Raw genomic sequence first — 25928 nt, 5'->3', positions numbered from 1 at the left:
ACTGCTCGTCCTTGGAGCCGTGCTCGTCCTTGGATTCCCAGCTCTTGCTGTCTTCGTCCTTGGACTCCCAGCCCTTGTCGGAGCCGTACTCGTCGCCCTCGTCGGAGCCGCGCTCGTCCTTGGAGCCGTGCTCGTCCTTGGACTCCCAGTCCTTCTTGCCCTCGTCGCTGTCGTCCGCGTCCTGGGCGTGCTCCTCGCCCTTCCAGTCCTTGCTGTCTTCGTCGCCGTAGGCGTCGGCGGCAGCGCCGCCGCCCTGGCCGCCGGGCTGGGCATCCTCGTGGCCCTTGCCCTGCTCGTCCTTGGACTTGTCGTCCTTGCCCTGCTCGTCCTTGGACTTGTCGTCGTCCTTGCCGTGCTCGTCCTTGCCCTGCTCGTTGCCCTTGTCGTCCTTGCCGTGCTCGTCCTTGCCCTGCTCGTTGCCCTTGTCGTCCTTGCCGTGCTCGTCCTTGCCCTGCTCGTCGCCCTTGTCGTCCTTGCCGTGCTCGTCCTTGCCCTTGTCGTCGTGGTCGTAGGAGTCCTCCTCCTCGCTCCACTCGCCGCGGTCCTCGCCCCGGTCGTCCCGTGCCGGCTTGAGCTTGACCTTGCCGGTGACCTTGGACCACACGTACGCGTGCTCCTGCCGATCCGGGCAGATCTCGAGGAGCTTGACCTCGTCGCCGGCCTTCACGACGTGCGGCTTGGCGTAGACCTTGCCGTCCTCGTCGTGGTGCCCGTCAGCGAACGCGATCCCCGGCGCGAACACCAGGAGCGACGCGCCACCGAGTGCGGCGCCCGCAACGACCTTCCCGAGCATCTTCTTAGCCATGACCTGCGTCACTCCATCCCTGTTGTCCTGAGCCCGGCGACAACCGAGCTAAGACCGACGTTAGACGGTTTCATGACTTATGAAGTGAAAGATTCGCGTTTTGACCTTTGCTGGTGGTAAGCGGCGATGGGGTGTTACGCGGCTTTCTCCCGCTCGCGGTGCCGTCTCAGGCACTGCGCACCGTTGCGGGCGACAGGCGGTGTTGCCGACCGACAGTGCTCGACCCGCAGGGCTCATCCGGTAACGCGCGGCGGGTGCCGCTCGCGCCGGCCGGGGGTATCGTCCGAGTTGAGGGTGGGCCGCGCATCGAGCCATTGCCATGGAAGCGCTCCCATGCAAGAATCGGCGCACGCGGTTCGGGGAGCCACACCGCGCAGGCAGGGCGTCGAGGGCATCCGGTTCGCCGGACGACAACCGGCCGTCATCGGTCGGCCTCGCGCCGGCCAATCACCACCACCACCACCGCCCGTCCGGGTCGGGCACCCCCCAATGAATCCCGTGGCGCCGGAGGCCGTCCGTGCAGGACACCTACCGGGCCGTCTCGCCGGGCCGTACGTGAGCCCGGTCTCGCCCAAGGAGATCAGTGGCATGAATGTGTGGAGAAGGCTGTCCGGCCCACGCCGGACCCTGGCGCTCGCCGGGGCGGGCGTCCTGGTCGCCGGCGGGCTGGTGACGATCCCGGTCACCGCGGCGCAGGCCGCGACGCAGTGCGACATCGCGTACACGACCAACGACTGGCAGGGTGGCTTCACCGCCAACATCAGCATCAAGAACCTCGGCGACCCGATCAACGGCTGGACGCTGGGCTGGACGTTCCCCAACTCCAGCCAGCGGGTGCAGCAGGGCTGGTCGGCCGAGTTCAGCCAGTCCGGCAGCCAGGTCACCGCCCGCAGCCTGTCCTACAACGGCAGCCTCGCGACCGGCGCGTCGACCACCCTGGGCTTCAACGGCGCCTGGAGCGGCAGCAACCCGAAGCCGACCTCGTTCACCCTCAACGGCGTGGTCTGCAACGGTGGCGGCGGTAACCCCACCACGGCTCCGCCCACCACGGCCCCGCCGACCACGGCCCCGCCGACCACCGCTCCGCCCACGACGGCTCCGCCGACCACGGCCCCGCCGACCACGCCCCCTCCGGGCACCAAGGTCGACAACCCGTACGCCGGTGTGAAGGGCTACGTGAACCCGGAGTGGAAGGCCAAGGCGGACGCCGAGCCGGGTGGAAGCCGCGTCTCCAACAACCCCACCGCCGTCTGGCTGGACCGGATCGCCGCCATCAACGGCACTCCGAACAGCAGCTCGAACGGCGCGTTCGGTGTGCGGGAGCACCTGGACGAGGCACTGCGCCAGGGCGCCGGCTACATCCAGTTCGTGATCTACAACCTGCCGGGCCGCGACTGCTCCGCGCTCTCCTCGAACGGTGAGCTGGGCCCGGACGAGCTTCCCCGGTACAAGGCCGAGTACATCGACCCGATCGCGGCGATCCAGTCCGACTCGAAGTACCGGAACATCCGGATCATCAACGTCATCGAGATCGACTCGCTGCCGAACATCGTGACCAACACCTCGGGTCAGCCCGGCGGCACGGTCATGTGCGACACGGTCAAGGCCAACGGCGCGTACGTCAACGGTGTCGGCTACGCCCTCGCCAAGCTGGGCGCGATCGGTAACGTCTACAACTACATCGACGCGGGCCACCACGGCTGGCTCGGCTGGGATTCCAACTTCGGCCCGACCGCCGACATCCTGAAGACCGCCGCGGTCGCCTCCGGCAGCACGGTCAACAACGTTCACGGGTTCATCACCAACACCGCGAACTACTCGGCGCTCACGGAGCCGTACTTCAAGATCACCGACAACGTGAACGGCCAGACGGTGCGGCAGTCCAAGTGGGTCGACTGGAACTTCTACGTCGACGAGCTGTCCTTCGCCCAGGCGTTCCGTACCAAGCTGATCTCGGTGGGCTTCAACTCCAACATCGGCATGCTGATCGACACGTCCCGCAACGGTTGGGGTGGCTCCGCCCGGCCGACCGGCCCGGGTGCGACCACCAGCGTCGACACGTACGTCAACGGTGGTCGGATCGACCGCCGGGCCCACGCCGGCAACTGGTGCAACCAGGCCGGTGCCGGTCTCGGCGAGCGGCCGCGGGCGAACCCGGCGACGGGCATCGACGCGTACGTCTGGGTGAAGCCCCCGGGTGAGTCGGACGGCTCCAGCAAGGAGATCCCGAACAACGAGGGCAAGGGCTTCGACCGGATGTGTGACCCGACGTACGGCGGCAACGCCCGCAACGGCAACAACCCGTCGGGCGCCCTGCCGGACGCGCCGATCTCCGGAGCGTGGTTCTCCGCGCAGTTCCAGGAGCTCATGCGCAACGCCTACCCGGCTCTCTGAGCGGGTAGCTCACGCACCAACCCGCCGCCGGCAGTAGGTGAGGCACTGCCGGCGGCAGGTTCCCCCGGGGTCCCCGGTCCGACCGTCACGGTCGGACCGGGGACCCCACCCCCGTTCCGTACCCGGGTCAGGGCACGATGCGCTCGATCGCCGCGCGGCCCTGCTCGGCCAGGTCGCGGCGGGCCTTGTCCAGGTTCTCCGGGGTGAGGTCCTGGCCGCGGGCCATCACCAGGTCCTCCGGCTCCCAGGGCTGCTCCGCCCCGGTACGGATGTTGTCGCCGCCAGCGCCGGTGCCCGTTCCGGTGGCGCCGGTACCGGCGCCGTACGGGTCCCCGATCAGGTCGTCGGTGTCCGGAGCGAGGTCCTCCGGCCGGTCGCGGGGCTCGGTGAAGGTCGGCGTGTCACGGTCGGGCCCGCCCCCGGTCCGCAACTGCGGGACGGTGCTGTCGTCGTCCACCGCAGCTGCCGTTTGCGGACTCTCCTCCAGCGGCGGTCGGCGGTCGCGATCGGTCATGGTGCTGCCTCCTGTGTCCGACACGTTGCCTGATCCCCCTGGCCTACCCCGTGCGTTCGCGCCCATGCGCGCGCCGGCGCCGCCCGCGGGGACGGCGCCGCGGGCCTGGTGTCAGGCGTCGGGCTGCTGCTCGTTCGGGTTCGGCGCCTCGGCCGGGCGCACCCACTGCCAGAGCAGCATGAGCAGGCCGAAGGCGAGCATCACCAGACCTGCCCACAGGTTGATGCGGACGCCCTCGGCCTTGTCGATCTCGGCCCGGCTGTCGAAGACGCCGATAAGCGACACGATGATCCCGTACGCCACGAAGAGGCCACCGATCACCCGACGGATGTCGAACAGTCGGGCGGCGGCGGAGCGGCGCTCCTCGGCCTGCGTCTCGTCGATCAGCGGGTCCTGCGCCGGCTTGCCGTCGTTGCTCATCTGCCGACTCCTTTCCTAGAAGACCGGGATGTAGAAGAGGGCGGCGAGCGCGACCGCGATCACGCCGAGCAGTACGGGGGAGCGGTACCAGACCGCGTCGCCGGCGAGCACGTCACCCTTCAGGTCGACGCCGCCCAGCCCGTAGACCAGGCCGCGCAGTTCCTCGTCGCGCTTCGCGGCGGTGAGCGGGGTGAGGATCGCGGCGACCACCGCCACGGTGACGAACGCGATGCCGGCGCCCCAGAAGCTCTCCTCCAGGTCGGAGTTGAAGCCGATCACGCCGCCCTTGTAGAGCAGGTAGGTGGCCAGCGAGGCCAGCGTGCCCAGCAGCAGCGACCAGAAGCCGGCCAGCGCGCTCATCCGCTTCCAGAACATGCCGATGATGAACGTGGCGAACAGCGGCGCGTTGAACAGCGAGAAGAGCGCCTGGATGTAGTTCATGATGTTGCTGAAGCCGGACGCGATGAACGCCGTCCCGATGCCGATCACCACGGCGGCGACAGTCGCCCACCGACCGATCCGCAGGTAGTACTCGTCGGACCTGCCGCGGCGGACGTACGCCTGCCAGATGTCGTACGTGAAGACGGTGTTGAAACCACTCACGTTGGCCGCCATGCCGGCCATGAACGAGGCCAGCAGGCCGGTGACCGCCACCCCGAGCACGCCGTTGGGCAGCAGATCCCGCATCAGCAGCGGGATCGCGTTGTTGTACTGCAGGTCGCCCTTGTCCGCGCCGAGCCCCTTCACCGTCACCAGGGCCACCAGGCCCGGGATGATCGTGACCAGGGGGATGAACAACTTCGGGTACGCGGCGATGATCGGCGTACGCCGGGCGGCGCTCATGTTCTTCGCCGACAGTGCGCGCTGCACCTCGGCGAAGTTCGTCGTCCAGTAGCCGAACGAGAGCACGAAGCCGAGGCCGAACACGATGCCGAGCCACTGCGCGCCGAGTGGGTTGTCGGTGCTGCCGGTGTCCTGCCAGGCGTGCAGACCCGCCTCGCCGAGCTTCGAGTCGCGGACCGCGTCCATCAGCCCGCCCACCCCGCCGACCTTGACCAGGCCGATCACGGTGACCGGAATGAGGCCGGCCAGGATGACGAAGAACTGGAGCACCTCGTTGTAGATCGCCCCGGACAGACCACCGATGGTGATGTACGCCAGGACGATCGCCGCGCCCACCACGATCGCGGTCCAGAGCGGCCAGCCGAGCAGCGCCTGCATGACCAGGGCCAGCGCGTAGAGGTTGACGCCGGCGATCAGCACCTGTGCGACGGCGAAGCTGAGCGCGTTCAGCAGGTGGGTCGGTCGGTTGAAGCGCAGCCGAAGGTACTCGGGCACGCTGCGGACCTTGGAACCGTAGTAGAAGGGCATCATCACGATGCCCAGGAAGACCATCGCCGGCACCGCGCCGATCCAGTAGTAGTGGACCGTCATGACGCCGTACTGGGCGCCGTTCGCCGCCATGCCGATGATCTCCAGCGCCCCCAGGTTCGCCGAGACGAACGCGAGGCCCGTCACCCAGGCGGGCAGGGAGCGGCCGGAGAGGAAGAAGTCGACGCTGGTCCGGATCGCCCGCCGGGCGGCGAAGCCGACCCCGAGGACGGTGACGAAATACAGCGCAAGAATCAGGTAGTCCAGCCCGTTCATATTGAGCCGCAGACCGCCGCCGTCCATCCCGTCACCCCTCGTCCCGACGTTGGCACCGGTTTGATGCGCGCGCCGTATTACCCACTACGCGAGGTTTCACGCCTGCGCGTCCGAAGCGGCGCGTTCGCGCCCCCTCGCGCGGCTCGGCCGGCGGTGTGCGTCACCCGTCAGGACGCCGAAGGGCGCCCCGGCCGGTAGCCGGAGCGCCCTTCCGATCGTGTCGCCTCAGCGACCCAGTACGCGGTCCAGGAAGTCCCGGTAGTTACGGACGGCCATCCGCAACTGCTCGGTGTCTGCCGAACCGGCGTCCTGCCACCCGCCCAGGGTGTTCTTCTGCGCGGCCAGTGCCGAGGCGAGAGCCTGGATGGCCTCCTCGACCAGGGCCTGCGCCTCGCCGGCCGCAGCATGCGGATCGTCGACGAAACGCAGCTGCACGTCCCGCCAGCGGTCCCGGAAACCCTGCGCGGTGTCCCCGTCGAGGAGCGTTGCCGGTTCGGCGGCGACTGTCGAACCGGCGGGCCGCGACGTCCCGGCGGACTCCAGGGAGGCGCCGGCGGCCTCGGTGGTGACCGGTTCGGCGTCGGCGTCCGGGTCGACCATCTCCGGCGACGCGCTGCCGTAGCCGGCCGCGCCCGCGGTCGCCGCGTCCGGATCGCCGGCCCAGTCGGTCAGGTCGCCGCGCCGCTCGGCCGCGCCGTCCGTGCTGTCCGCGGCGACGACGGTCCGTGAACCCGTGCCGGTGTCCGCTCGCCGGTCGTCGACGTCCAGGTCGGCGGCCTCGTCGGTCGCCGGGGCGGCGTCCCGGTCGGTCTCCGGGCCGCCGTCGCGGCGGTGCAGCTCGGCGGTGGGGTCGGCGCGCAGACCCTCCCGCTCGCCGTCCTCGGCGCCGTCGCCCGGCTGGGCGGTCCGCTCGGCCCGCGGGTCCGGCTGGTCCTGTGGGTACGGGCTCGCCAGCGCCGACGCCGCCACCGCGTCGGCCACCGTGGTGGCGCCGAACGCGGTCGGGAGCGGCCCCGGCTCGTGGAAGCCACCCTCGTCGTCGGGCCGGTTCGGGCGCTCGGTGTCCTCGTCCCGCTGGTCGTCGGCCCACCCGCTGTCGGCGCGGTCGTCGGCGGCAATCCGGTCGTCGTCGGAGCGGTCGTCGTCGGAGCGGTCGTGCAGAGCGCCCGGGTCGGTGCCGTTGGCGCGCTCGTGGTCGGTGGTCGGGTCGTCGAACGTGCCCCGGTCGTCCAGGGCTTCCTCGGGTACGTCCGAGCTGGCGGCCCGGTCACCGGTCGGCGGCACCGGCACCGGCGCGGACCGGACGGCCTCCGGATGGTCGTTGCTCACCTGCTGCTCTTCGTGGCGCATCGGTGGCCTCCTCAGCGGCTCGTGGCGTCGTGCGGAGTGTCCGGGTGGGAACCCTGTTCGGGCGTGCGCTGACCGACCGGCTCCTCACCGAGCAGGTCGGCGAAGAGGGCCCGGTAGTGCACGACCGCCTGGCGCAGCTCCTCGGTGCTCGCCTCCCCCCGGGAGTTGCGCAGGTGGATCTCGTGCGCGTCCCGGTAGTTCGTCAGCGTGCGGGCATGCTCGACGGAGAGGTGGGCGATCTGGTCGGAGAAGTCCCCGGTGGGGTAGCCCTGCTCCTCGATGAGCCGAGTGACCAGTTCGTCCGCGTCGCCCACGGTCTCGCTCGGCGAGTCGATGAAGCGGATCTGGAGCTCTTCCCAGGCGGCGGCGTAACGGGCCCGGGACTCCGGGCTGAGCGGGGTGAGCGTGAGCTCGGCGTGCCGGCGTTCCCGGTCGCGCAGCTCGCGCTCCGCGGCGGACCGGCTGTCCTGCTCCTGCACCACCCGGTCGTACTCCGGCCCGAACCGGCTGCGCAGCGCGCGGCGACGGCCGATCGTCCGGACGGCCACGGCGAGCGCCGCGACGATCACCAGCACGACGAGCACGATGACGATTATCTGCGTGGGCGACATGGCTCCTCCTTCGTCACCTGGTATTCCCTCCCCGCACTGATCGCCAATCCCGATCCGGGGCACTTTCCTCGCCGATCCCGATCCGCTGTCGCCACATTCCGGCGAAAACCTGACTCATTCCAGATGGCACCCCTGGGGGGGTGACGCACGATGGGCTCCGTCGTGCCGGCGCACGCGCATGTCGCAGCGTCGATGTCGGCGCGACGGGCGGTAGTGCAACCGGGCGCGATTACGTATCCTGCCCAAGGCGCCCACGCCGGTGCCCGGCCTGACGACCGGGTGCGCGACCGGCGAGCGCGTTGCCCGGCGGTGCCGGCGCCCCTCCTGCCACCCCTGTACGGGCGAGGTCTGATTGAGAACCCGCGACTGGCCGATCCGCTCGAAGCTGACCGCGTTGGTCGTCGCTCCGGTGACCGCGCTCCTCGCGCTGTGGATCTTCGCGACGACGCTGACGTTCGGCCCCGCCCTCAACCTGCTCTCCGCGCGCACCCTGCTGTACGACCTGGGCCGCCCCGGCGAGGCCGTCGTCACCGAGCTGCAACGGGAGCGTCGACTGTCGGTGGTGCAGCTCGCCGGCACCACCGAACTGCCCGCCCTGACCGAGCAGCGCCAGCGTACCGATCGCGCAGTCGCCGAGCTGCGTCGCCGGGTCGACGGAGAGGCGTTGCGCGACGCCGCCGACGACCTGTTGGAGGACCGGATCGACCGGCTGGTCGCCGCCCTGGCGGCGCTGCCGACCGGTCGGGACTTCATCGACGACGGTCTGATGGACCGCGCCGGCGCCCTCGGCCTCTACAGCGGCATGGTCTCGGCGGCCTTCCAGGCGTTCTCCGCGATGGCGAACCTGAGCGATCCGGCCATCAACCGGCAGGCGCTGGCCCTCACCTCACTGGGCCGTTCCCGGGAGCTGCTCGGCCAGACCGACGCCATGCTGGCCGGCGTGCTGACCGCCGGAAAGTTCGCCGAGGGGGAGCACGCCCTTCTCGTGCAGGCCATCGGCAACCAGCGGTGGCTCACCGAGAGCGCGGTGGCCGACCTGCCCGAGGCCGGGCGCGCCGCGTACCAGCGACTGACCGAGGGGCCGGCGTTCACCAGTCTGCGCGCCATGCAGGACGCGTTGATCGGGGCGAACAGGTCCGGTCGGCCACCTGTGGACGCGGCGTCGTGGCAGGCCAGCCACGACGCCGTACAGCAGCAGTTGCGCGACTTCGAGCTGGCCGAGGCCGACGGGCTCACCGACCGTTCGGTGCCGATGGCCGTCTGGATCCTGGTCCGGCTGGCCGCCGCCGGGGTGCTCGGGCTCGCCGCCGTGGTGGTCTCCGTGCTGGTGGCGCTGCGGGTCGGCCGCACCCTGGTCCGGCGGCTCAGCGGGGTCCGTACCGCGGCCCTGGAGCTGGCCGAGCACCGACTGCCGGACGTGGTGACCCGACTGCGTCGCGGCGAGCAGGTCGACGTCGCCCGGGAGGCCCCACCACTGGAGTACGGCAACGACGAGATCGGCGAGGTCGGGCGGGCCTTCACCGAGGTGCAGCGCACCGCCGTCCAGGCCGCCGTGGACGAGGTCACCCTGCGTCGAGGGCTCAACGAGGTGTTCCTCAACATCGCCCGACGCAGCCAGGGCCTGGTGCACAGGCAGCTGCACCTGCTGGACCGGATGGAGCGTCGCGCCGAGGACCCGGACGAGCTGGCCGAACTGTTCCAGGTGGATCACCTGGCGACCCGGCTCCGCCGGCACGCCGAGGACCTGGTCATCCTCGCCGGGTCCGCGCCGGGTCGCGGGTGGCGCAACCCGGTCGCGATGGTCGACCTGGTCCGCGGCGCGATCAGCGAGGTCGAGGCGTACGACCGGGTGGACATCGCCAGCGTGCAGCCGGTCGGCGTGCTGGGCCGGGCGGTCGGCGACATCATCCACCTGCTCGCCGAGCTGGTCGAGAACGCCACCGCCTTCTCCCCACCGGACACCCGGGTGACCATCACCGGGGAGCAGGTAGCCAACGGGTACGTCCTGGAGGTCACCGACCAGGGGCTGGGGATGTCCGCCGCCGCGGTGGAGAGCGCCAACACCCGGCTGGCCAGCTCACCCGAGTTCGACCCGGCGCAGAGCGCCCGACTCGGCCTTTTCGTGGTGGCCCGGCTGGCCGCCCGGCACGCTGTCCGCGTACGGCTGCGGCCCTCCGAGGCGGGCGGCGTCACCGCAGTGGTGCTGGTCCCCACGGACCTGGTCACCACCGAGCCGCCGGCCGGCCCCGACCCCGCCACGCTGGCCGCCGCGCCCAGCGACAGGCGTCTGGCCCGACCCGTGCGCCGAGGCGCGGCGCCCCGGCCCCGCGCCGGCCGCACCAGCGCGGCCGCGATCGCCGCCGACGACCTGCCCACTCTCGCCCTGCCCACCGGCCCGCAGCCCGACCGCTCGGGTGCCGACGCGTCGGGAGTCGACGGCGAGTCGCCGTCTAACGGAACGACGGACGACCTGGAGGGGCTGCCCCGCCGCGTGCGACGGCGTACCCCGACGGTCCTGCCCCGGTCCACCGTCGCCGACGCGCCGACGCCCCGATCGCCGGAGGAGGTCCGCCGGGTCATGGCGGCCCTCCAGGCCGGCACCGCCCGCGGCAGGGCCACAGTCGTCGCCCCGGGCTCGGCCGTTCGGGGCGACGCGCCCGGCACGGCCGTCCCGGCGAGCCGGCCGGATGCGACCCCGGCCGCGGCTGGCCCGGCTCCGGCGCCTCCGACGGCCTCCGAACCTCCGACCGCGACTGAGAGGGACGCCTAGTGCGGCAAACGACGAAGCAGAGCGACAGCCTGGACTGGTTGCTCGACGAGCTGGTGCAACGCGTACCGGCCGCCCGGGAGGCCGTGGTGCTCTCCGCCGACGGGCTGCTGCTCGGCGCCTCGGCCGAGCTGGAGCGCTCCGACGCCGAGCACCTCTGCGCGCTGGCCGCCGGCTTTTCCAGCCTGGCCCGGGGTGCGAGCCGACACGTGGACGGTGGCCCGGTCCGGCAGACCGTGGTGGAGATGGAGGCGGCGTACCTCTTCGTCACCGCCGCCGGGCAGGGTGCCTGCCTGGCCGTGGTGAGCGATGCCGACGCCGACATCGGCCTCGTCGCGTACGAGATGGCGATGCTTGTCATTCGGGTGGGGGAGAACCTCACCGCCGCCGCCCGACCGGCGACGGATGCCGGTGATGCGGACTGAGCCGCCCGGCCCCCAGCACGAGTGGCTGGACGGCGACGCGGGCCCGGTGGTCCGCCCGTACACGCTCACCGGCGGCCGGGTGCGCTCGGCCGTCGACGGGTTCGACCTGGTCGCGTTCGTGCTGGCCGGCGCGGACCTCGACCTGGCGGCCCACCCGCAGCTACCGCCGGAGCATCGGCGGCTGGTCACGTTGGCCGGTCGGCCGGTGTCGGTGGCCGAGCTGTCGGCCGAGCTGGACCTCGCGGTCGGGGTGATCCGGGTGCTGCTCGGTGACCTCCTCGCTCAGGGGCTGGTCGCGGTGCACGAGCCGCCGGCCGGCAGCGATCTTCCCGACGACGACATCCTCAAGGCGGTGGTCAGTGGACTCCGTGCGCTATGACCAGGCGGGCACCTCGGTCACCGTCCCGCTGGCACTGAAGATCCTCATCGCTGGAGGCTTCGGCGCGGGCAAGACGACGCTTGTGAGCGCGTTGAGCGAGGTTCGACCGTTGCAGACCGAGGAGGTGCTGACCGACGCCGGGCTCGGCACCGACGACACCTCCGGGGTGGAGGGCAAGTCGACCACCACGGTGGCGATGGACTTCGGCCGGATCACCATCAACGACGACCTCCAGGTGTACCTGTTCGGCACCCCGGGCCAGGACCGGTTCTGGTTCCTCTGGGACGAGTTGGCCTTCGGCGCCCTCGGCGCGGTGGTGCTCGCCGACACGCGGAGGCTTGCCGACTGCTTCCCCTCGATCGACTACTTCGAGCAGCGTGGCATCCCGTTCGTGGTGGGTGTGAACTGCTTCGAGGACGCCCGTCGGTTCGACCTGGAAACCGTACGCCGGGCGCTCGACCTGGATCCGGACGTGCCGATGGTGCTCTGCGACGCCCGGGACCGGCAGTCCGGCAAGCTGGTGTTGATCTCCCTGGTCGAGCATGTTGCCCGCCAGCGCGGTGAGCCGGTGCCGGCCGCCTGACCCGGCTCCGCCACGCGGGCGGCGGGCGGGTGTCGTCCGTGCCGACGGGGATCCGCCTGCCGATCCGGCCCGCGGAAAGCCGGTTAGCGCGTCGGCTTCGTGGGCAGCTCTGGTTGGATCTACGGAGGATGCCGGCGGAGGGGTGCAGCGTGACTGGTCAGGGCGAGATCGTCCACATCGGGGGTTACACGGCGCAGAGCGGCGGGCGGGGCAGCGGCATCGTCGCCGCCCGCCGGGACCCGGCGACCGGATCCCTGACTCCCCTCGGCACGGTGGCGGTCACGCCGTCGCCCTCGTTCCTCGTGCGGCACCCCACGCGTCCGGTGCTCTACGCGGTCAACGAGTTGACCGACGGGGAGATCAGCGCCTGGCAGGTCGGGCCGGACGGCGCGTTGGAAGCCCTCGGCAGCCGGTCGACAGGCGGCGCCGAGCCCTGTCACCTGGCCGTGCTGCCCGACGGTGAGCACCTGGTGGCGGCCAACTACGGCGGCGGTAGCGTGGCGGTCTTCCCGCTCGACGCGCAGGGCGTGCCCGGCGAGCGCACCGATCTGGTGGTGCACGAGGGGCACGGCCCCGACCCGGAGCGCCAGGACCGGGCGCACGCCCACATGGTCTCTCCCGGCCGGGGCCGGGGGCCGCTGCTGGCGGTGGATCTCGGCACCGACTCGGTCTACCGGTACGACCTCGACGGCGCGAGCGGGCGGCTGGTGCCGCGCGGTCCACGGATGAGGACGACGCCCGGCGCCGGCCCCCGGCACCTGGCCCGCCATCCCGACGGTCGGCGCTGCTATCTGGTCGGCGAGCTGGACGGCACGGTCACCGCGTACGAGCTGACCGACGACGGGGCGCTGCACCAGCGTGGGCGGGTCGAGGCGAGTGAGCGGGCGGGCCACGTCCAGCCGTCGGAGGTAGCGGTCGACCCGGACGGCCGTTTCCTCTACGTCGCCAACCGCGGGGTCGGCACCATCGCCGTCTTCCACCTGACCGGCGAGCTGCCCGAGCTGGTGGCCGAAGTGGACACAGGTGGTGAGTGGCCGCGACACTTCGCGCTCATCGGGGAGCACCTGTACGTCGCCGACGAGCGGGCGGACATGGTGCGGGTCTTCCGTCGGGACGCGAGCACAGGCGTGCCGGCCCCGGTCGGCGAGCCCGTGCCGGTGGCGAGCCCCACCTGCGTGCTGCCCTGAGTCGTCGTTCAGGCGGCGGGGCCCGGACGTGAGGCGAAAACCGATTTGGCAACGCCGTGGGGCCAGCTCGTCACCCTCTGTCGCCAATCGGTGATCAACTGTTGCTCCTGCGTAACTTTAGTCCGAACGGATGTGGCAGAGACGGCACCTAATACGCAAGATGGTCAGCGTGTCAGCAGGCCGCCATCGCATGCGTTCGAAACTCCACCTCGCAGCCGCCGCCGCGACGGCGACGGTTCTCGTCGTCACCACCGGCGTCTGGTTCGGCTATAAGGAGCTGATCCAGCCCAGTTGTTCAGGGGAGATTCGACTCGCCGTGGCGGTCGCCTCCGAGCTGGCGCCCGCGGTGGACGCCGCCGCTTCCCAATGGGTCAAGGACGGCGCCGCGGTCGGCCCCACCTGCATCCGGGTTGACGTCTCGGCGTCCGACCCGGTCGACGTGGCCGCCGTGGTGGCCGCGAAGCACGGCGCCGTGCTGGCCGGCGTCGGGCAGGCCAGCGGCACGGCCGTCACGCCAGACGTCTGGGTGCCGGACTCTTCGACCTGGCTGCTGCGGCTGAAGAAGGACGCGACGGCGTTCGCGCCGACCAACGGCGCCTCCATCGCCCGCAGCCCCGTCGTCGTGGCGATGCCCGAGCCGGTGGCCACGCGGCTGGGCTGGCCCAACGCCAAGTTGACCTGGACCGACCTGCTCAAGCAGGTGAACAGCAGCAAGCCGCTGCGTACCGGCATCGTCGAGCCGACCCGGGACGCGGCCGGACTGTCCGGCCTGCTCTCGCTGACCACGGCGGCCAGCGGCGCGGGCGGGAACGCCCAGCGCAACACCGTCGGCGCGCTGCGGGCGCTGGCCACGGGTCGCTCCTCGCTCCGCAACGACCTGATGGCCCGCTTCCCGACCGCCACCGACCCGACGTCCATCGCGAGCGCGCTCGGTGCGGCGGCGCTCTCCGAAGAAGACGTGATCGCCTACAACAGCAAGAAGCCCCCGGTGCCGCTCGCCGCGCTCTACCTGGAGCCGGCCCCGATGCCGCTGGACTACCCGTACGCGGTGCTGCCCGGCATCGAGCCGACCAAGGCGGCCGCGGCGAAGGTGCTGTTCGAGCTGCTCACCGCCCCCAAGTTCCGCGACCGCCTGGCGGCACAGTCGCTGCGCGGTCCGGATGGCAACTGGGGCGCCGGCTTCAACGCGCCGCAGGGTGCCCCGAGTCCGGCCGGCGGCGCGTCGACCGCCCCGGCGGCCGGCGGCACCGCGGCGGGCGGTCTGGACCCTGCCGCCATACAGCGTGTCGTCTCGAGCTGGTCGATCGCCACCCAGTCCGGTCGGATGCTCGCCGTCATCGACGTCTCCGGCTCGATGAAGAACGGGGTGCCCAGCGCCAACAACCGCACCCGTGAGGAGGTCACCGTGGACGCGGCCCGCCGCGGCCTCGGTCTCTTCGACGACTCCTGGTCCATCGGCCTGTGGACCTTCTCCACCAAGCTGGTCGGCAACCGGGACTACCGGGAGCTGGTCCCGATCGGGCCGCTCTCCGGCCAGCGGGCGCAGTTGGAGGGGGCTCTCGCCACCGTCAAGCCGTCCAGCGGTGACACCGGCCTGTACGACACCCTGCTGGCCGCGTACCAGGCGGTGCAGGAGGACTGGCAGCCTGGCCGGGTCAACTCGATCGTGCTGTTCACCGACGGCAAGAACGAGGACGACAACGGCCTCAACCAGCAGCAGCTGCTCGCCAAGCTCAAGCAGATCGCCGACCCGGAGCGGCCCGTGCAGGTCATCATGATCGGTATCGGCGAGGGCGTCAGCAAGACCGAGTTGGAGTCGATCACAAAGGTGACCGGCGGCGACGTCTTCGTCACCAAGGACCCGAGCGAGATCGGCAGCATCTTCCTCACCGCCATCGCGCGCCGCCCCCCGGCGCCGCGCTGATCGGCCGCCGAGCAGGAGGAACCCGCCGTACCGCGTCAGCGTTACGGCGGGTTCCTTTTATGGCCTCCGGGTTGAAGAAAAGTGACGGCAATACGTCGGAAGCAATCGGCAGTCATAGTTATCAAGGCAGGATGGCGACGTGTTCCGGCATCGTCCGTCCGCCTCCGGCCCGACTCGTCGGCCGGGGCCGTCCTGAGCAGAGTGGGAGGGCCGGTGACCGCGGCGACACTGTTGACCCCCGCCAGCACCTCGGCCACGCCGGAAGGTCCGCCCAGCGGCCTGGTGGCGCGCGCCGACGAGCGTTCCTACGTCCGGGTCCTGGTCGTGCTGGACACCACCATCCTCATCATCGCGCTGTTCATCGGGTACGTCGGCCGGTTCGGTGGCGATGAGCCGGTCGGCTCCGAAATCCCGTACGTGCTGGTGGCCCCGGGGTTGGTCCTCGCCTGGCTGATCTCCCTCAAGGCGCTCGGCTGCTACGACGACCGGGTCGTCGGCTACGGGGCGGACGAGTACCGACGGGTCAGCTCGGCGAGCCTGCGGCTGGCCGGCGCGATCGCCATCGCCGGCTACATCGCCGACGTCGGCGTCTCCCGTGGTTTCCTCGGCATCTCGTTCGCGGTGGGCACCGTCGGGCTGGAGGTGACCCGGTTCGTCGTGCGCAAACGCCTGCACCGGGCCCGCTCCAAGGGCGCCGGCTGGTCCCGCAAGGTGCTCGTGGTCGGCGACACGGCCCACGTCCTGGAGTTGGTGCACACCCTGCGCCGGGAGCCGTACGCCGGCTATCAGGTGGTCGGCGCGTGCATCCCCGACGCGCTGCTCGCGCCGGTGGCGCAGCGGCTCGGTGACGTGCCGGTGGTGGGATCGTTCCGGGGCATCCCGGAGGCGGCCACCGCGATCGGCGCGGACACCGTCGCGGTGACCGCCTCCGGTGAGCTGACGGCGACCCGACTGCGTCGGCTCGGTTGGCAGCTGGAGGGGACCGGCGTCGACCTCGTCGTGGCTCCCGCGCTTACCGATGTGGCCGGCCCGCGGATCCACACCCGTCCGGTCGCCGGGCTGCCCCTGATCCACGTCGAGGCGCCCGAGTTCCGGGGTGCGCGCAAGCTGGTCAAGGGGTTCGTCGACCGGTCGGCGTCGTCGTTGGCGTTGGCGCTGCTGCTGCCGCTGATCGCGGTCATCGCGTTGGCCATCAAACTGGACAGCCGGGGGCCGGTGCTGTTCCGGCAGGTCCGGGTGGGTCGGGGCGGTCAGGAGTTCGGCGTCTTCAAGTTCCGAACGATGGTGGTCAACGCCGACGCGCTGCTCGCCGAGCTGGCGGCCCGCAACGAGACCGACGGCCTGATGTTCAAGATGCGCGACGACCCCCGGGTGACCCGGGTCGGTCGGCTGCTACGCAAGTGGTCGCTGGACGAGCTGCCGCAGTTGGTAAACGTGCTGCTCGGCCAGATGAGCCTGGTCGGGCCGCGCCCGCCGCTGCCCTCGGAAGTGGCCCGCTACGACGGTGACGTGGCTCGACGGCTGCTGGTGAAGCCCGGCATGACCGGGTTGTGGCAGGTCAGTGGCCGGTCCGACCTGAGCTGGGAGGACGGCATCCGACTCGATCTCTACTACGTGGAGAACTGGTCGCTCGCCGCCGATCTCACCATCCTCTGGAAGACCGCCGGCGCCGTGCTGAACAGCCGCGGCGCGTACTGACCGCCGCCGTTCACGCCTGCGGGCCGGTCCAGTCCAGGCAGACCACCACGGCGTCGTCGACGAGGTCGCCGGCCACGAAGGCGCGCAGGTCACCGATCAGCGACCGGACGGCGTCCAGCGGCTCCATCGGGCCCGTCCGCCGCAGGAACCGGTCCAGTGCCGTCTCGCCGTAGCGCACGTTCCGCCCGGTGGCCTCCACCACGCCGTCGCTGACCACGAAGAGCCGGTCGCCGCGTTCCAGCGTGAACGTCTGCTCGTGGTAGTCGGTCGCCTCGAACATGCCGAGCGGGAACTGCGCCTCCAGCGGTTGCTCGGTGACCTCCCCGTGGCGCAGCAGGACGAGCCGTGGCGAGCCGGCGTCCACCACTGTCATCCTCCCGGAGCGCAGGTCCAGCTCCATCAACAGCACAGAGAGGTGCCGCTTGCCCCGGTACTCGTCGTAGATGGCCTGGTCGGCGAGGGCGGCCTGATCGCCCAGATCGAGGCCGGCCCGGCGGGCGTTGCGCAGCGCGTGGGTGGCCAGCGACGTGAGCAGGGACGCCGCGACACCCTCGCCGGTCCCGTTGACCGTGGACAGCCAGAGCTTCTCTCCGTCGTCGGACCAGTCGAAGCTGTCTCCCCGGACGGCGTACGCCGGTTCCAGCTGGCCGGCAAGGCTGAACGAGGGCCGGATCCGGCTGCGGCCGGGGAGCAGGTCCCACTGCATCTCGGCGGCCAGCGTGAGCCGCTGGCTGCGTCGCGCGACGCTGTAGACGTCGGTGCCGGGGGACACGGCGGCCAGCTCGTGCGCGAGCGCGGTGGCGATGTCGGCCAGCTCGCCGAGCACGGCCGGGTCGTCGGCCACCGGCGCCAGGCGCAGGACGCCCCGGCGTTCGCCGCGCATGCTCACCGGCAACCAGGCGGTGCCGTCGACCAACAGGGGTGACTGGTGGTCGAAGGCGCGCCAGGCCGGGTGCCCGGCCCCCCGGAGGGAGTCACCCTGGGTGAGTGGCAGCAGCTCCGAGAGGCGGTAGTCGACCTGGTACAGCTCGGTCTCGGTGATCCCGTACGCCTCGGCGAGAATCTTCCCGATGCCGCCCACGAGGCGGTCGGCGGGTGTCTCGTTCAGGCCACGTCGTGCCCGATTGACCGGTTCGCTCATCAGGCCTCCTTGATCAAAGCTCGACTACCAGTGGCTTCGGAGTAGTCTCGGGCAACCATGGCCGAGAAACATGGTCCGCCGGACCCTGCGACGAGTATGGCCGCCGCGTTGGACGCGGCGGCGGAAGCCCTGCTGGGCGTCTGGGATTCCGCCCGCGAGGAGACCGCCAGCCGGGTCTCCGGAGCCCAACTACGGGCTGTGATGGTGGTCGAGCAACACGACGGGATCAACCTACGCCGGCTCGCCACCCGCCTGGACATGTTGCTCAGTTCCGCCAGTCGGCTCTGCGACCGGTTGGTCGCGGCCGGCATGCTGGAACGCGAGCCGGGGCGCTTCGACAGGCGCGAGATCTCCCTGCACCTCACCCCGGAGGCCCGTCGGCTCCTCGCCGAGCTGCGCGCCGACCGTCAGGGGCGGATCGCCGCCGTGCTGGCGGCGATGACCCCGGCGGGCCGTGCCGCGTTGGTGGACGGTATGCGGGAGTTCGACGAGGCCGCACGCCGGCAGCGGACGCTGAGCGGCTCGGCGCCGGACGACGGGGACCGGCCCGCTGGCCGGGGAGACCTGCCGGACGACGGGGACCGGCCCCCTGGCCGGGGAGACCTGCCGGACGACGGGGACCCGCGGGATCCGGACCGGCCCGCCGGGTCGGCGCGGGACTCGTCGGAGCACCCGGAGCGGTCGACCCGACCGGTGTGGCAGAGCGGGCCGACCGGCCCCGAGCGGACGGTGGGCACGTCGCGCGACTGGCCCACCGGCGAGCCGCCGGTGGCCCGAACCGCCTGACTCGCGCCCCCGTCGACAGGCTCGCCCGACTCAGGTCGGCGTCGACGCGCACACCGCCAGCATGGCGACATCGTCGTGAGCCTGCCCGCCCAGCCACTCGTCCACCACCCGGAGCAGCCTGTCGACCAGGGCGGCCGGAGGAAGCCCGGCCGCCGCGGCGAGCGCAGCGCGCAGCCGGTGCTCGCCGAACTTCTCGACGTGGACCGGGCCGCCGGTCGCCTCGGTCACCCCGTCGGTGTACGCGAGGAGCAGGTCGCCCGGGTCGAGGTGCACCCGGGCCTCGGCGAACCGGGCGTCGGCAAGTGCGCCGACAGGCATCCCGCCGACCGGAACCGGGACTACCGAACCGGCGGCGGTGACCAGCAGCGGCGCCGGGTGACCGCCCCCGGCGATCCGGATGTCCACCCCGGCCGGCCCGCGCTCCAGCGACCCGAGCAGCAGAGTGGTGAGCTGGCTGCGCCGTGCCGCGTCGGGCGCGTCGAACAGCGTGCGGTTGAGCAGGTGGATCAGCTCCAACGGTCGCTGCTCGACCAGTCGTAGGGTCTGCAACGACTGGCGGACCCGGCCGGTCAGCACGGCCGCCCCGACGCCCCTGCCGGACACGTCGCCCACCGCGAACAGCGCGCCCCGCGAGTGCGGAAAGACCTCGTAGAAGTCGCCCCCGATGCGCAGCGTGTCCCCGGCGGCCCGGTAACCGCCGGCCATGCCCACGCCGGGCACCGACGGCAGCTCCGGCGGGAGCAGGCTGGTCTGCAACACCCGGGCCAGGTGGGCCTGCTCGCCGTACAGCTCGGCGGCGGCCAGCGCCGCGCCGGCCCGCGCGGCGAACTCGCGGGCCAGCTCGACGTCGCGTGGGTCGAAGCCGGCGCGGCCGGCACGGCGGACCAACACCAGCGCGCCGGCCGACCCCCCGGGACCGGGCATCGGGCTGACCAGCACCGTGCCCGGCCGACCGAACCCCTGTGGAAGCACGGCGGCCAGGTCCGCGACCTCGGCGTCCGGCCAGGGGCTCGGCTCGGTGGGCACGCCGTCGAGCGCCTCGTCGAGGCCGGGGACCGCGGTGGTCAGTTCCGGGCCGGCAAGCCCGGTGACCGGGGCCGGCTCGCCGTCGGCGTACCGCGTCCAGCGCGGGTGCGGCTCGGCCGGCGCGGGCGGCCGGAGCAGCGCCACGGCGGCGTCGGCCAGGTACGGCACGGCGAGGGTGGCAGTGGTGCGCAGTGTCTGGTCCCGATGCAGGGACAGCCCGAGCCGGCTGCCGGCCTGGGCGAGGAACGCGGTGCGGGAGCGCTCGGCCAGCAGGGCGTCGGTGCGGGCGTGCTCCTCGGTGACGTCGCGGACGTACCAGGCGTACCGGCTGCCGGCGAGCTGCCGTCGACCGCCCCGCAGGCGCCGGCCGTGGTGTTCGGCGTCGAAGCTCTCGCTGCCGTCGGAGACGGCCCTGGCCAGTGCGGCCACCGGGCACCGGGACAGCTCGACGCCCGCGACGATCTCCGGGAGCAGGTCTGCCGCCCGGGCGTTGACGAGGGTGACCCGGCCGGTCTCGTCGGTCGTCAGCACCGCCTCGGCGAGCCCGTCGAGCAATTCGCGTGCCAGCGGCGAGTCGGCCGGCAGCGCACCACCGGCGCTCTGGCGGGTCGGTCGGCGCGAGGCCTGCCCGTCGCCGTCGACCGGACCGGCGGGGCCGCCCCGTCGGGTGGTGGTCACCGCCCGACGCCGGCCCGCGTCTGACGACCTGTACGCATGCTGCTCCTGCACTCCTCGCCTGCGGGTCGTTGCCCGACGGCAAGCGTACCGAGCCGCACCGGGGCAGGCCCAGAGCGCGTCAGCCGGAGCGGCCCAGCCAGCCGGCGGGCCGGGCGACGATCCGCCGGACCACCGATTCGGCAGCGCCGACGGCGGCCGCCTCCGGACCGAGGGTCGAGGGCCGGACCGTGACCGGTGACCACGCGGCGGTGAGCACCCGGGCCGCGATCTCGGCGAGCACCGGCGGGCACAGCCAGGGCGCCAGCGGGGCGTACCCGCCGCCGAGCACCACGGTGTCCAGGTCCAGCAGGTTGACCACGCTGGCGACCGCCACCCCGAGGGCCGTGCCGGCGTCGTGCAGTGCCCGCAGCGCGTCCGGGTCGCCGGCCTCGGCCAACTCGGCCAGCCGCGCCGTCGCGGTGTCCGCGGGAAGCTCCGCCCGCAGCAGTCCGGCGGCGGCAACTATCGCCTCCTGGCCGGCGTACTGCTCCAGGCAGCCATGACCGCCGCAGCGGCAGGGCCGCCCCTGCGGGTGGACCGGGAAGTGTCCGATCTCGCCGCTCCAGCCGCGCACGCCGCGGAACAGGGCACCGTCCAGGACGATCCCCGCGCCGATGCCGACCTCGCCGGAGATGTGCAGGAAGCTGGCCGGGCCGGGCGGCCGGGAGTGCAGCTCGCCGAGCGCCGCGAAGTTGGCCTCGTTGTCCACCACCAGGGCCGGTACGCCCGGCACCTGGTCGGTCAGGGCCTGGTGCCCGCTGAGCAGTTCGGGGACCGGAACGTCGCGCCAGCCGAGGTTCGGCGCGAGCCGGACCAGCCCGGCGTCGTCCACCAGGCCGGGTACGGCGAGCGCCGCCCCGGCCAGGGTGAGGCCCTGTCGGGCCGCGTCGGCTCGGGCCTGCCCGGCCAGGTCGACGAGGCGGGCCAGTGCGTCGGCGGGGGCGACCGGGCGCAGGTCGGCCCGGTGCACGGTGCGGTGCCGGACCTGCCCGGCGAGGTCGACGACACACACCGTCAGGTAGTCCACGTTGACCTCCAGACCGAGCCCGGCCGGGCCCTGGTCGGCCAGCACCAGCCCGCGGGCCGGTCGGCCGGCGCCCGCCCGGGGCGCCGGGTCTGCCTCGCTTACCAGTTGACCGGCGAGCAGGTCCTCGACGACCGCCGAGACGGTGGCCCGCGTGAGGCCGGTGGCGGTGGCCAGGTCGGCCCGGGACGGGGGACGGTCGGCGGCGGCGATCCGGCCGAGAACCAGGGCGAGGTTGAGCTCGCGGAGGCTGCCCTGACGGGCTGCGCCGGCCGGGGCGTGGGTGGGGCTCACCCCTTGACAGTGCCATAGGGCGGGCAAATAATTCAATCGCTGAACAAATAGCTGACACCACCACCCGGAGGTAGCTCATGGCACCCCGTCCCACCCCCGCCGACAAGTTCTCCTTCGGGCTCTGGACCGTGGGCTGGCAGGCCCGCGACCCGTTCGGCGACGCGACCCGTCCCGAGCTCGACGCCGTCGAGGCGGTGCACCGGCTCGCCGAGCTGGGCGCGTACGGCATCACCTTCCACGACGACGACCTGATCCCGTTCGGGGCCGACGCCGCCACCCGCGACCAGCACATCGCCCGGTTCCGCAAGGCGCTCGACGAGACCGGCCTGGTGGTGCCGATGGTCACCACCAACCTCTTCACCCACCCGATCTTCAAGGACGGCGGCTTCACCAGCAACGACCGCGACGTCCGTCGCTTCGCGCTGCGCAAGGTGCTGCGTCAGGTCGACCTGGCCGCCGAGCTGGGCGCCAGCACCTTCGTGATGTGGGGTGGCCGCGAGGGCTCGGAGTACGACCTCGCCAAGGACGTGCGCGCCGCCCTGGACCGCTACCGCGAGGCGGTGGACCTGCTCACCCAGTACTCCATCGACAAGGGCTACGGCCTGCGGTTCGCCCTGGAGCCCAAGCCCAACGAGCCGCGCGGCGACATCCTGCTCCCGACCATCGGGCACGCGCTCGGTTTCATCTCCCAGCTGGCCCACCCGGAGCTGGTCGGTCTCAACCCGGAGGTCGGCCACGAGCAGATGGCCGGGCTCAACTACGCCCACGGCATCGCCCAGGCGCTCTGGCAGGGCAAGCTGTTCCACCTGGACCTCAACGGCCAGCGCGGCATCAAGTACGACCAGGACCTGGTCTTCGGCCACGGTGACCTGATGAACGCGTTCGCCCTGGTGGACCTCCTGGAGAACGGCGGCCCGAACGGCGGCCCCGCCTACGACGGTCCCCGGCACTTCGACTACAAGCCCTCCCGCACCGAGGACATGGACGGCGTCTGGGCTTCCGCGGCGGCCAACATGAGCACGTACCTGCTGCTCAAGGAGCGGGCGGCGGCGTTCCGTGCCGACCCCGAGGTGGTCGAGGCGCTCGCCGCCAGCAAGGTCGGCGACCTGAACACGCCGACGCTCAACGAGGGCGAGGGCTACGAGGAGTTCCTTGCCGACAGGTCCGCGTTCGAGGACGTCGACGTGGACGCGGTGGCCGAGCGGGGCTTCGCCTTCGTCCGGCTCAACCAGCTCGCCGTCGAGCACCTGCTCGGCGCTCGCTGAGGCCCCCGCCATGCCGTTGGTCGCAGGCGTTGACTCGTCCACCCAGTCCTGCAAGGTGGTCATCCGGGACGCGGAGACCGGCGCCCTGCTCCGGCAGGGCCGGGCACCGCACCCGGACGGCACCGAGGTCGACCCGGAAGCCTGGTGGGAGGCGCTGCGCAGCGCCGCCGACGAGGCCGGCGGGCTGGCCGACGTCGCGGCGATCTCGGTCGCCGGCCAGCAGCACGGCATGGTCTGCCTCGACGAGGCGGGCCGGGTGGTCCGCCCGGCCCTGCTGTGGAACGACACCCGCTCCGCCGACGCCGCCGCCGACCTGATCGAGGAGGCCGGCGGCGGCGCGGCCGGACGACGGTTCTGGGCCGAGGCCACCGGCAGCGTGCCGGTGGCGAGCTTCACCATCACCAAGCTGCGCTGGCTGGCCCGGCACGAGCCGGAGCAGGCCGCCCGGGTGGCGGCCGTCTGCCTGCCGCACGACTGGCTGACCTGGCGGCTGGCCGGTGCGCCGGGGCTGGCGGCGCTGCGGACCGACCGGGGTGACGCCAGCGGCACCGGCTACTGGTCCCCGGCCACCGGCTCCTACCGTCCCGATCTGCTGGAACGGGCCTTCGGCCGGCAGCTCGTCGTGCCCGAGGTGCTGGGCCCGGCCGAGTCGGCCGGCACGCTCGCCGACGAGCTGGGTGGGGGCGGCGCGCTTCTCGGCGCGGGCACCGGTGACAACGCCGCCGCCGCGTTCGGCGTCGGCGCCGGCCCCGGTGATGTGGTCGTCTCGATCGGCACCTCCGGCACGGTGTTCAGCGTGGCGGACGTGCCGGCCGCCGACGAGAGCGGCGCCGTGGCCGGCTTCGCCGACGCGTCGGGCCGCTTCCTGCCGCTGGTCTGCACGCTCAACGCCGCCCGGGTGCTGGATGCCGCCGCCACGATGCTCGGTGTCGGCCTGGACGAGCTGGCCGACCTGGCGCTCTCCGCGCCGGCCGGCGCGGACGGGCTGGTCATGGTGCCCTACCTGGAGGGTGAGCGGACGCCCAACCGTCCGCTGGCCACCGGCGCGGTGCACGGGCTGGCCCTGCGCACGTCGACCCCCGCGCACCTGGCCCGGGCCGCCGTGGAGGGCATGCTCTGCGCCCTCGCCGACGGCCTGGACGCGCTGACCGCGCAGGGTGCCACCGTCCGCCGGGTCATCCTGGTCGGCGGCGGGGCACGGTCGGCAGCGGTCCGCCGGATCGCACCGCAGGTCTTCGGCTGCCCGGTGGTCGTCCCGCCCGCCGGGGAGTACGTCGCCGACGGCGCCGCCCGCCAGGCCGCCTGGGTCGCCCTGGGTGGTCCGACGCCGCCGCAGTGGGAGGTCAAGGGCACCGAGGAGTACGCCGCAGAGCCCGTCCCCGCCGTCCGTGAGCAGTACGCGGCGGCCCGCGGACTGGTCCTCGACCGCCGCTGACACCTCGCAGTCGACGCGGGTGGGAGCCGACCGGCACCCACCCGCGTGGCGACAGGCATGCCGGAGTCTGGTTGGCTGCCCGTCATGAGCGTGACCAGTGGCGAGCTCGGCCAGCGCCGGGGCGGCGGCCGGGCGCACCGGCTGTACAGCGTCGTGGTGTTCGTGCTGCTCGCCTCGCTGGACAACGTGGCGATCGGGCTGGTCCCACCGCTGTACGGGCCGATCTCCGACGCGTTCGACGTGTCGGGCGGGCTGCTCGGCCTCGTCACCGCTGTCAGCTTCCTGGTCAGCGCGGTGGCCGCGGTCGGCTGGGCGTACGTCGGCGACCGCACCAACCGCAAACCGCTGCTGATGGTGGGCACTCTGCTCTGGGCGGCGGGCACCGGAGGCAGCGCGCTCGCCGACGGCTACCTCATGTTCCTGACCGCCCAGCTCGTCGCGGCGGTCGGTCTCGGCGCGGTCGGCTCGGTGGGCTTCTCGGTCGTCACCGACCTGATCTCACCGACCCGGCGCGGGCTGGTGATGAGCTTCTGGGGGCTCTCCCAGGGCGTCGGCACGCTGGCCGGGACGCTTGTGGGTGGGCTGCTCGGGGCGACCGACTGGCGGCGACCGTTCTGGGTGCTGACCGGCGTGGGCGTGGTCGCCACAGTCGCGTACCTGTTCACCTACGACATCCGGCGCGGCCAGAGCGAACCCGAGCTGGCCGGCGCGTTGGACACCGGCGCCGAGTACGACTACCGGATCAGCCGCGCCGATCTGCCGCGCATCCTGGCCCGGCGGACCAACAGGTGGTTGATCCTGCAGGGCCTGACCGCGCAGGCTGCCTTCGGCTCACTGGTCTGGCTGCCGAGGCTCTTCGCCGAACGGGCCGAGGCGCAGGGCTACTCGGAGTCGACAGCGGTGGTGGTGGGCAGCGTCTTCGCCACGCTGTTCCAGCTCGGCGGCGTGCTCTCCATCGTGGGCGGGCTGGTCGGCGACGCGGTGCAGCGGCGTACCCCTCGGGGTCGGGCACTTGTCGCGGCGGTCGGCATCCTGGCCGCGCTGCCGTTCTACCTGGTGCTGTTCTTCGTTCCGGTGACCATCGACGTGCCCGACGGCGGCAGTGCGGGCGCGGTCGTCGGCGCGGTGCTGTCCAGCGTGGTCACCGAGCCGTCGGTCGGGCTCAGCCTGCTCACCGCGGTGGTGGCGCTGGCGCTCACCTCGGCCAACTCGCCGAACTGGTTCGCGCTGATCGCCGACGTGAACCCGCCGGAGCACCGGGGCACCGTCTACAGCCTCGGCAACCTGGTCAACGGCGTCGGCCGGGCCGCCGGCAACGGGGTGGTCGGCGTCGCCTTCCAGGGGCTGCGCGCGGCGTTCCCGCCACCGCTGAACTTCGCCGTCGGGCTGGCCGCGTTCCAGCTCTTCTTCATCCCCACCGGCGTCATGTACTGGCTCGCCTCGCGGACCTCGCCGGCGGACATCGACAACGTGCACGACCTGCTGCACACCCGCGCCGACCGCCTCTGACGCCGCACTGCGCCCTGATCCGGGCAC

At 72.4% G+C, this 25928-nt stretch carries 20 protein-coding genes and 1 pseudogene; 12 read left to right on the top strand and 9 right to left on the bottom strand.

The window, feature by feature from the left end:
- Positions 1 to 805, bottom strand: a pseudogene (locus tag AB0K10_RS04140) (hypothetical protein); the annotation flags it as partial.
- 588 nt (positions 806 to 1393) lie between these two features.
- Between AB0K10_RS04140 and AB0K10_RS04135 the strand changes: the two are divergent.
- On the top strand, positions 1394 to 3199 hold the full coding sequence (locus AB0K10_RS04135; RefSeq protein WP_363679801.1) for a glycoside hydrolase family 6 protein: 1806 nt from the start codon (positions 1394 to 1396) through the stop codon (positions 3197 to 3199).
- A 127-nt stretch (positions 3200 to 3326) separates the two neighbouring features.
- Here the strand turns inward: AB0K10_RS04135 and AB0K10_RS04130 are convergent, their stop codons facing one another.
- The 5 genes from AB0K10_RS04130 to AB0K10_RS04110 all read right to left on the bottom strand — a co-directional run bounded on the left by AB0K10_RS04130 (position 3327) and on the right by AB0K10_RS04110 (position 7741).
- Positions 3327 to 3713: a hypothetical protein gene (locus tag AB0K10_RS04130; RefSeq protein WP_363679799.1), complete on the bottom strand. Its 387-nt coding sequence runs from the start codon at positions 3711 to 3713 to the stop codon at positions 3327 to 3329.
- Between the two features lie 111 nt (positions 3714 to 3824).
- Positions 3825 to 4133, bottom strand: coding sequence for a hypothetical protein (locus AB0K10_RS04125; protein ID WP_363679797.1), 309 nt, complete (start codon positions 4131 to 4133; stop codon positions 3825 to 3827).
- Positions 4134 to 4148: 15 nt separating this feature from the next.
- The gene (locus tag AB0K10_RS04120) at positions 4149 to 5807 is read right to left on the bottom strand and encodes a sodium:solute symporter family protein (protein WP_363679795.1); all 1659 of its coding nucleotides are present in this window, start codon (positions 5805 to 5807) and stop codon (positions 4149 to 4151) included.
- A 198-nt stretch (positions 5808 to 6005) separates the two neighbouring features.
- Entirely contained in the window at positions 6006 to 7130 is a 1125-nt protein-coding gene (locus AB0K10_RS04115) for a hypothetical protein (protein ID WP_363679793.1), read from the bottom strand.
- A gap of 11 nt (positions 7131 to 7141) precedes the next feature.
- Positions 7142 to 7741, bottom strand: coding sequence for a hypothetical protein (locus tag AB0K10_RS04110; RefSeq protein ID WP_363679791.1), 600 nt, complete (start codon positions 7739 to 7741; stop codon positions 7142 to 7144).
- A gap of 352 nt (positions 7742 to 8093) precedes the next feature.
- Here AB0K10_RS04110 and AB0K10_RS04105 point away from each other — a divergent pair, with 352 nt between their 5' ends.
- From AB0K10_RS04105 to AB0K10_RS04075, 7 genes are all read left to right on the top strand, one after another.
- Complete coding sequence (locus AB0K10_RS04105; protein ID WP_363679789.1) at positions 8094 to 10511, top strand: nitrate- and nitrite sensing domain-containing protein; 2418 nt, start codon at positions 8094 to 8096, stop codon at positions 10509 to 10511.
- Positions 10511 to 10933, top strand: coding sequence for a roadblock/LC7 domain-containing protein (locus AB0K10_RS04100; protein ID WP_363679787.1), 423 nt, complete (start codon positions 10511 to 10513; stop codon positions 10931 to 10933). Before AB0K10_RS04105 ends, AB0K10_RS04100 begins: the two co-directional genes overlap by 1 nt.
- On the top strand, positions 10923 to 11312 hold the full coding sequence (locus tag AB0K10_RS04095) for a DUF742 domain-containing protein (RefSeq protein WP_363679785.1): 390 nt from the start codon (positions 10923 to 10925) through the stop codon (positions 11310 to 11312). Before AB0K10_RS04100 ends, AB0K10_RS04095 begins: the two co-directional genes overlap by 11 nt.
- A complete protein-coding gene (locus tag AB0K10_RS04090; RefSeq protein ID WP_363679783.1) occupies positions 11293 to 11895 on the top strand; it encodes an ATP/GTP-binding protein in 603 nt (200 codons plus the stop codon). The genes AB0K10_RS04095 and AB0K10_RS04090 overlap by 20 nt, the downstream gene beginning before the upstream one ends.
- Before the next feature lie 149 nt (positions 11896 to 12044).
- Positions 12045 to 13082, top strand: a complete 1038-nt coding sequence (locus AB0K10_RS04085; protein ID WP_363679781.1) for a lactonase family protein — start codon at positions 12045 to 12047, stop codon at positions 13080 to 13082.
- A 169-nt stretch (positions 13083 to 13251) separates the two neighbouring features.
- Complete coding sequence (locus AB0K10_RS04080) at positions 13252 to 15006, top strand: substrate-binding domain-containing protein (protein WP_363679779.1); 1755 nt, start codon at positions 13252 to 13254, stop codon at positions 15004 to 15006.
- Between the two features lie 213 nt (positions 15007 to 15219).
- On the top strand, positions 15220 to 16704 hold the full coding sequence (locus AB0K10_RS04075; RefSeq protein ID WP_363679777.1) for a sugar transferase: 1485 nt from the start codon (positions 15220 to 15222) through the stop codon (positions 16702 to 16704).
- A gap of 10 nt (positions 16705 to 16714) precedes the next feature.
- Here AB0K10_RS04075 and AB0K10_RS04070 read toward each other — a convergent pair whose 3' ends face one another.
- Positions 16715 to 17845 (bottom strand): PP2C family protein-serine/threonine phosphatase, encoded by a 1131-nt coding sequence (locus tag AB0K10_RS04070; RefSeq protein WP_363679775.1) that lies wholly within the window; start codon positions 17843 to 17845, stop codon positions 16715 to 16717.
- Between the two features lie 96 nt (positions 17846 to 17941).
- Between AB0K10_RS04070 and AB0K10_RS04065 the strand changes: the two genes are divergently transcribed.
- Positions 17942 to 18631 carry a MarR family transcriptional regulator gene (locus AB0K10_RS04065; protein WP_363679773.1) on the top strand — a complete coding sequence of 230 codons (690 nt, stop codon included), beginning with the start codon at positions 17942 to 17944 and terminating at the stop codon, positions 18629 to 18631.
- 30 nt (positions 18632 to 18661) lie between these two features.
- Here the strand turns inward: AB0K10_RS04065 and AB0K10_RS04060 are convergent, their stop codons facing one another.
- Both AB0K10_RS04060 and AB0K10_RS04055 read right to left on the bottom strand, forming a co-directional pair.
- Complete coding sequence (locus tag AB0K10_RS04060) at positions 18662 to 20335, bottom strand: SpoIIE family protein phosphatase (RefSeq protein WP_363679771.1); 1674 nt, start codon at positions 20333 to 20335, stop codon at positions 18662 to 18664.
- Positions 20336 to 20453: 118 nt separating this feature from the next.
- Positions 20454 to 21692, bottom strand: a complete 1239-nt coding sequence (locus tag AB0K10_RS04055; protein ID WP_363679769.1) for an ROK family transcriptional regulator — start codon at positions 21690 to 21692, stop codon at positions 20454 to 20456.
- A gap of 77 nt (positions 21693 to 21769) precedes the next feature.
- Here AB0K10_RS04055 and xylA point away from each other — a divergent pair, with 77 nt between their 5' ends.
- The 3 genes from xylA to AB0K10_RS04040 all read left to right on the top strand — a co-directional run bounded on the left by xylA (position 21770) and on the right by AB0K10_RS04040 (position 25901).
- Entirely contained in the window at positions 21770 to 22957 is a 1188-nt protein-coding gene (gene xylA, locus AB0K10_RS04050; protein WP_363679767.1) for a xylose isomerase, read from the top strand.
- Positions 22958 to 22967: 10 nt separating this feature from the next.
- A complete protein-coding gene (gene xylB, locus AB0K10_RS04045) occupies positions 22968 to 24392 on the top strand; it encodes a xylulokinase (RefSeq protein ID WP_363679765.1) in 1425 nt (474 codons plus the stop codon).
- Positions 24393 to 24476: 84 nt separating this feature from the next.
- Positions 24477 to 25901 (top strand): MFS transporter, encoded by a 1425-nt coding sequence (locus tag AB0K10_RS04040; RefSeq protein WP_363679763.1) that lies wholly within the window; start codon positions 24477 to 24479, stop codon positions 25899 to 25901.
- Positions 25902 to 25928: the final 27 nt, after the last annotated feature.

Origin of the sequence: Micromonospora sp. NPDC049274, from assembly GCF_040678875.1 — a bacterium.
Classification (GTDB): domain Bacteria; phylum Actinomycetota; class Actinomycetes; order Mycobacteriales; family Micromonosporaceae; genus Micromonospora.
Note: the sequence above shows the minus strand (reverse complement) of the source record. Positions and strands in the feature narration are given on the sequence as shown.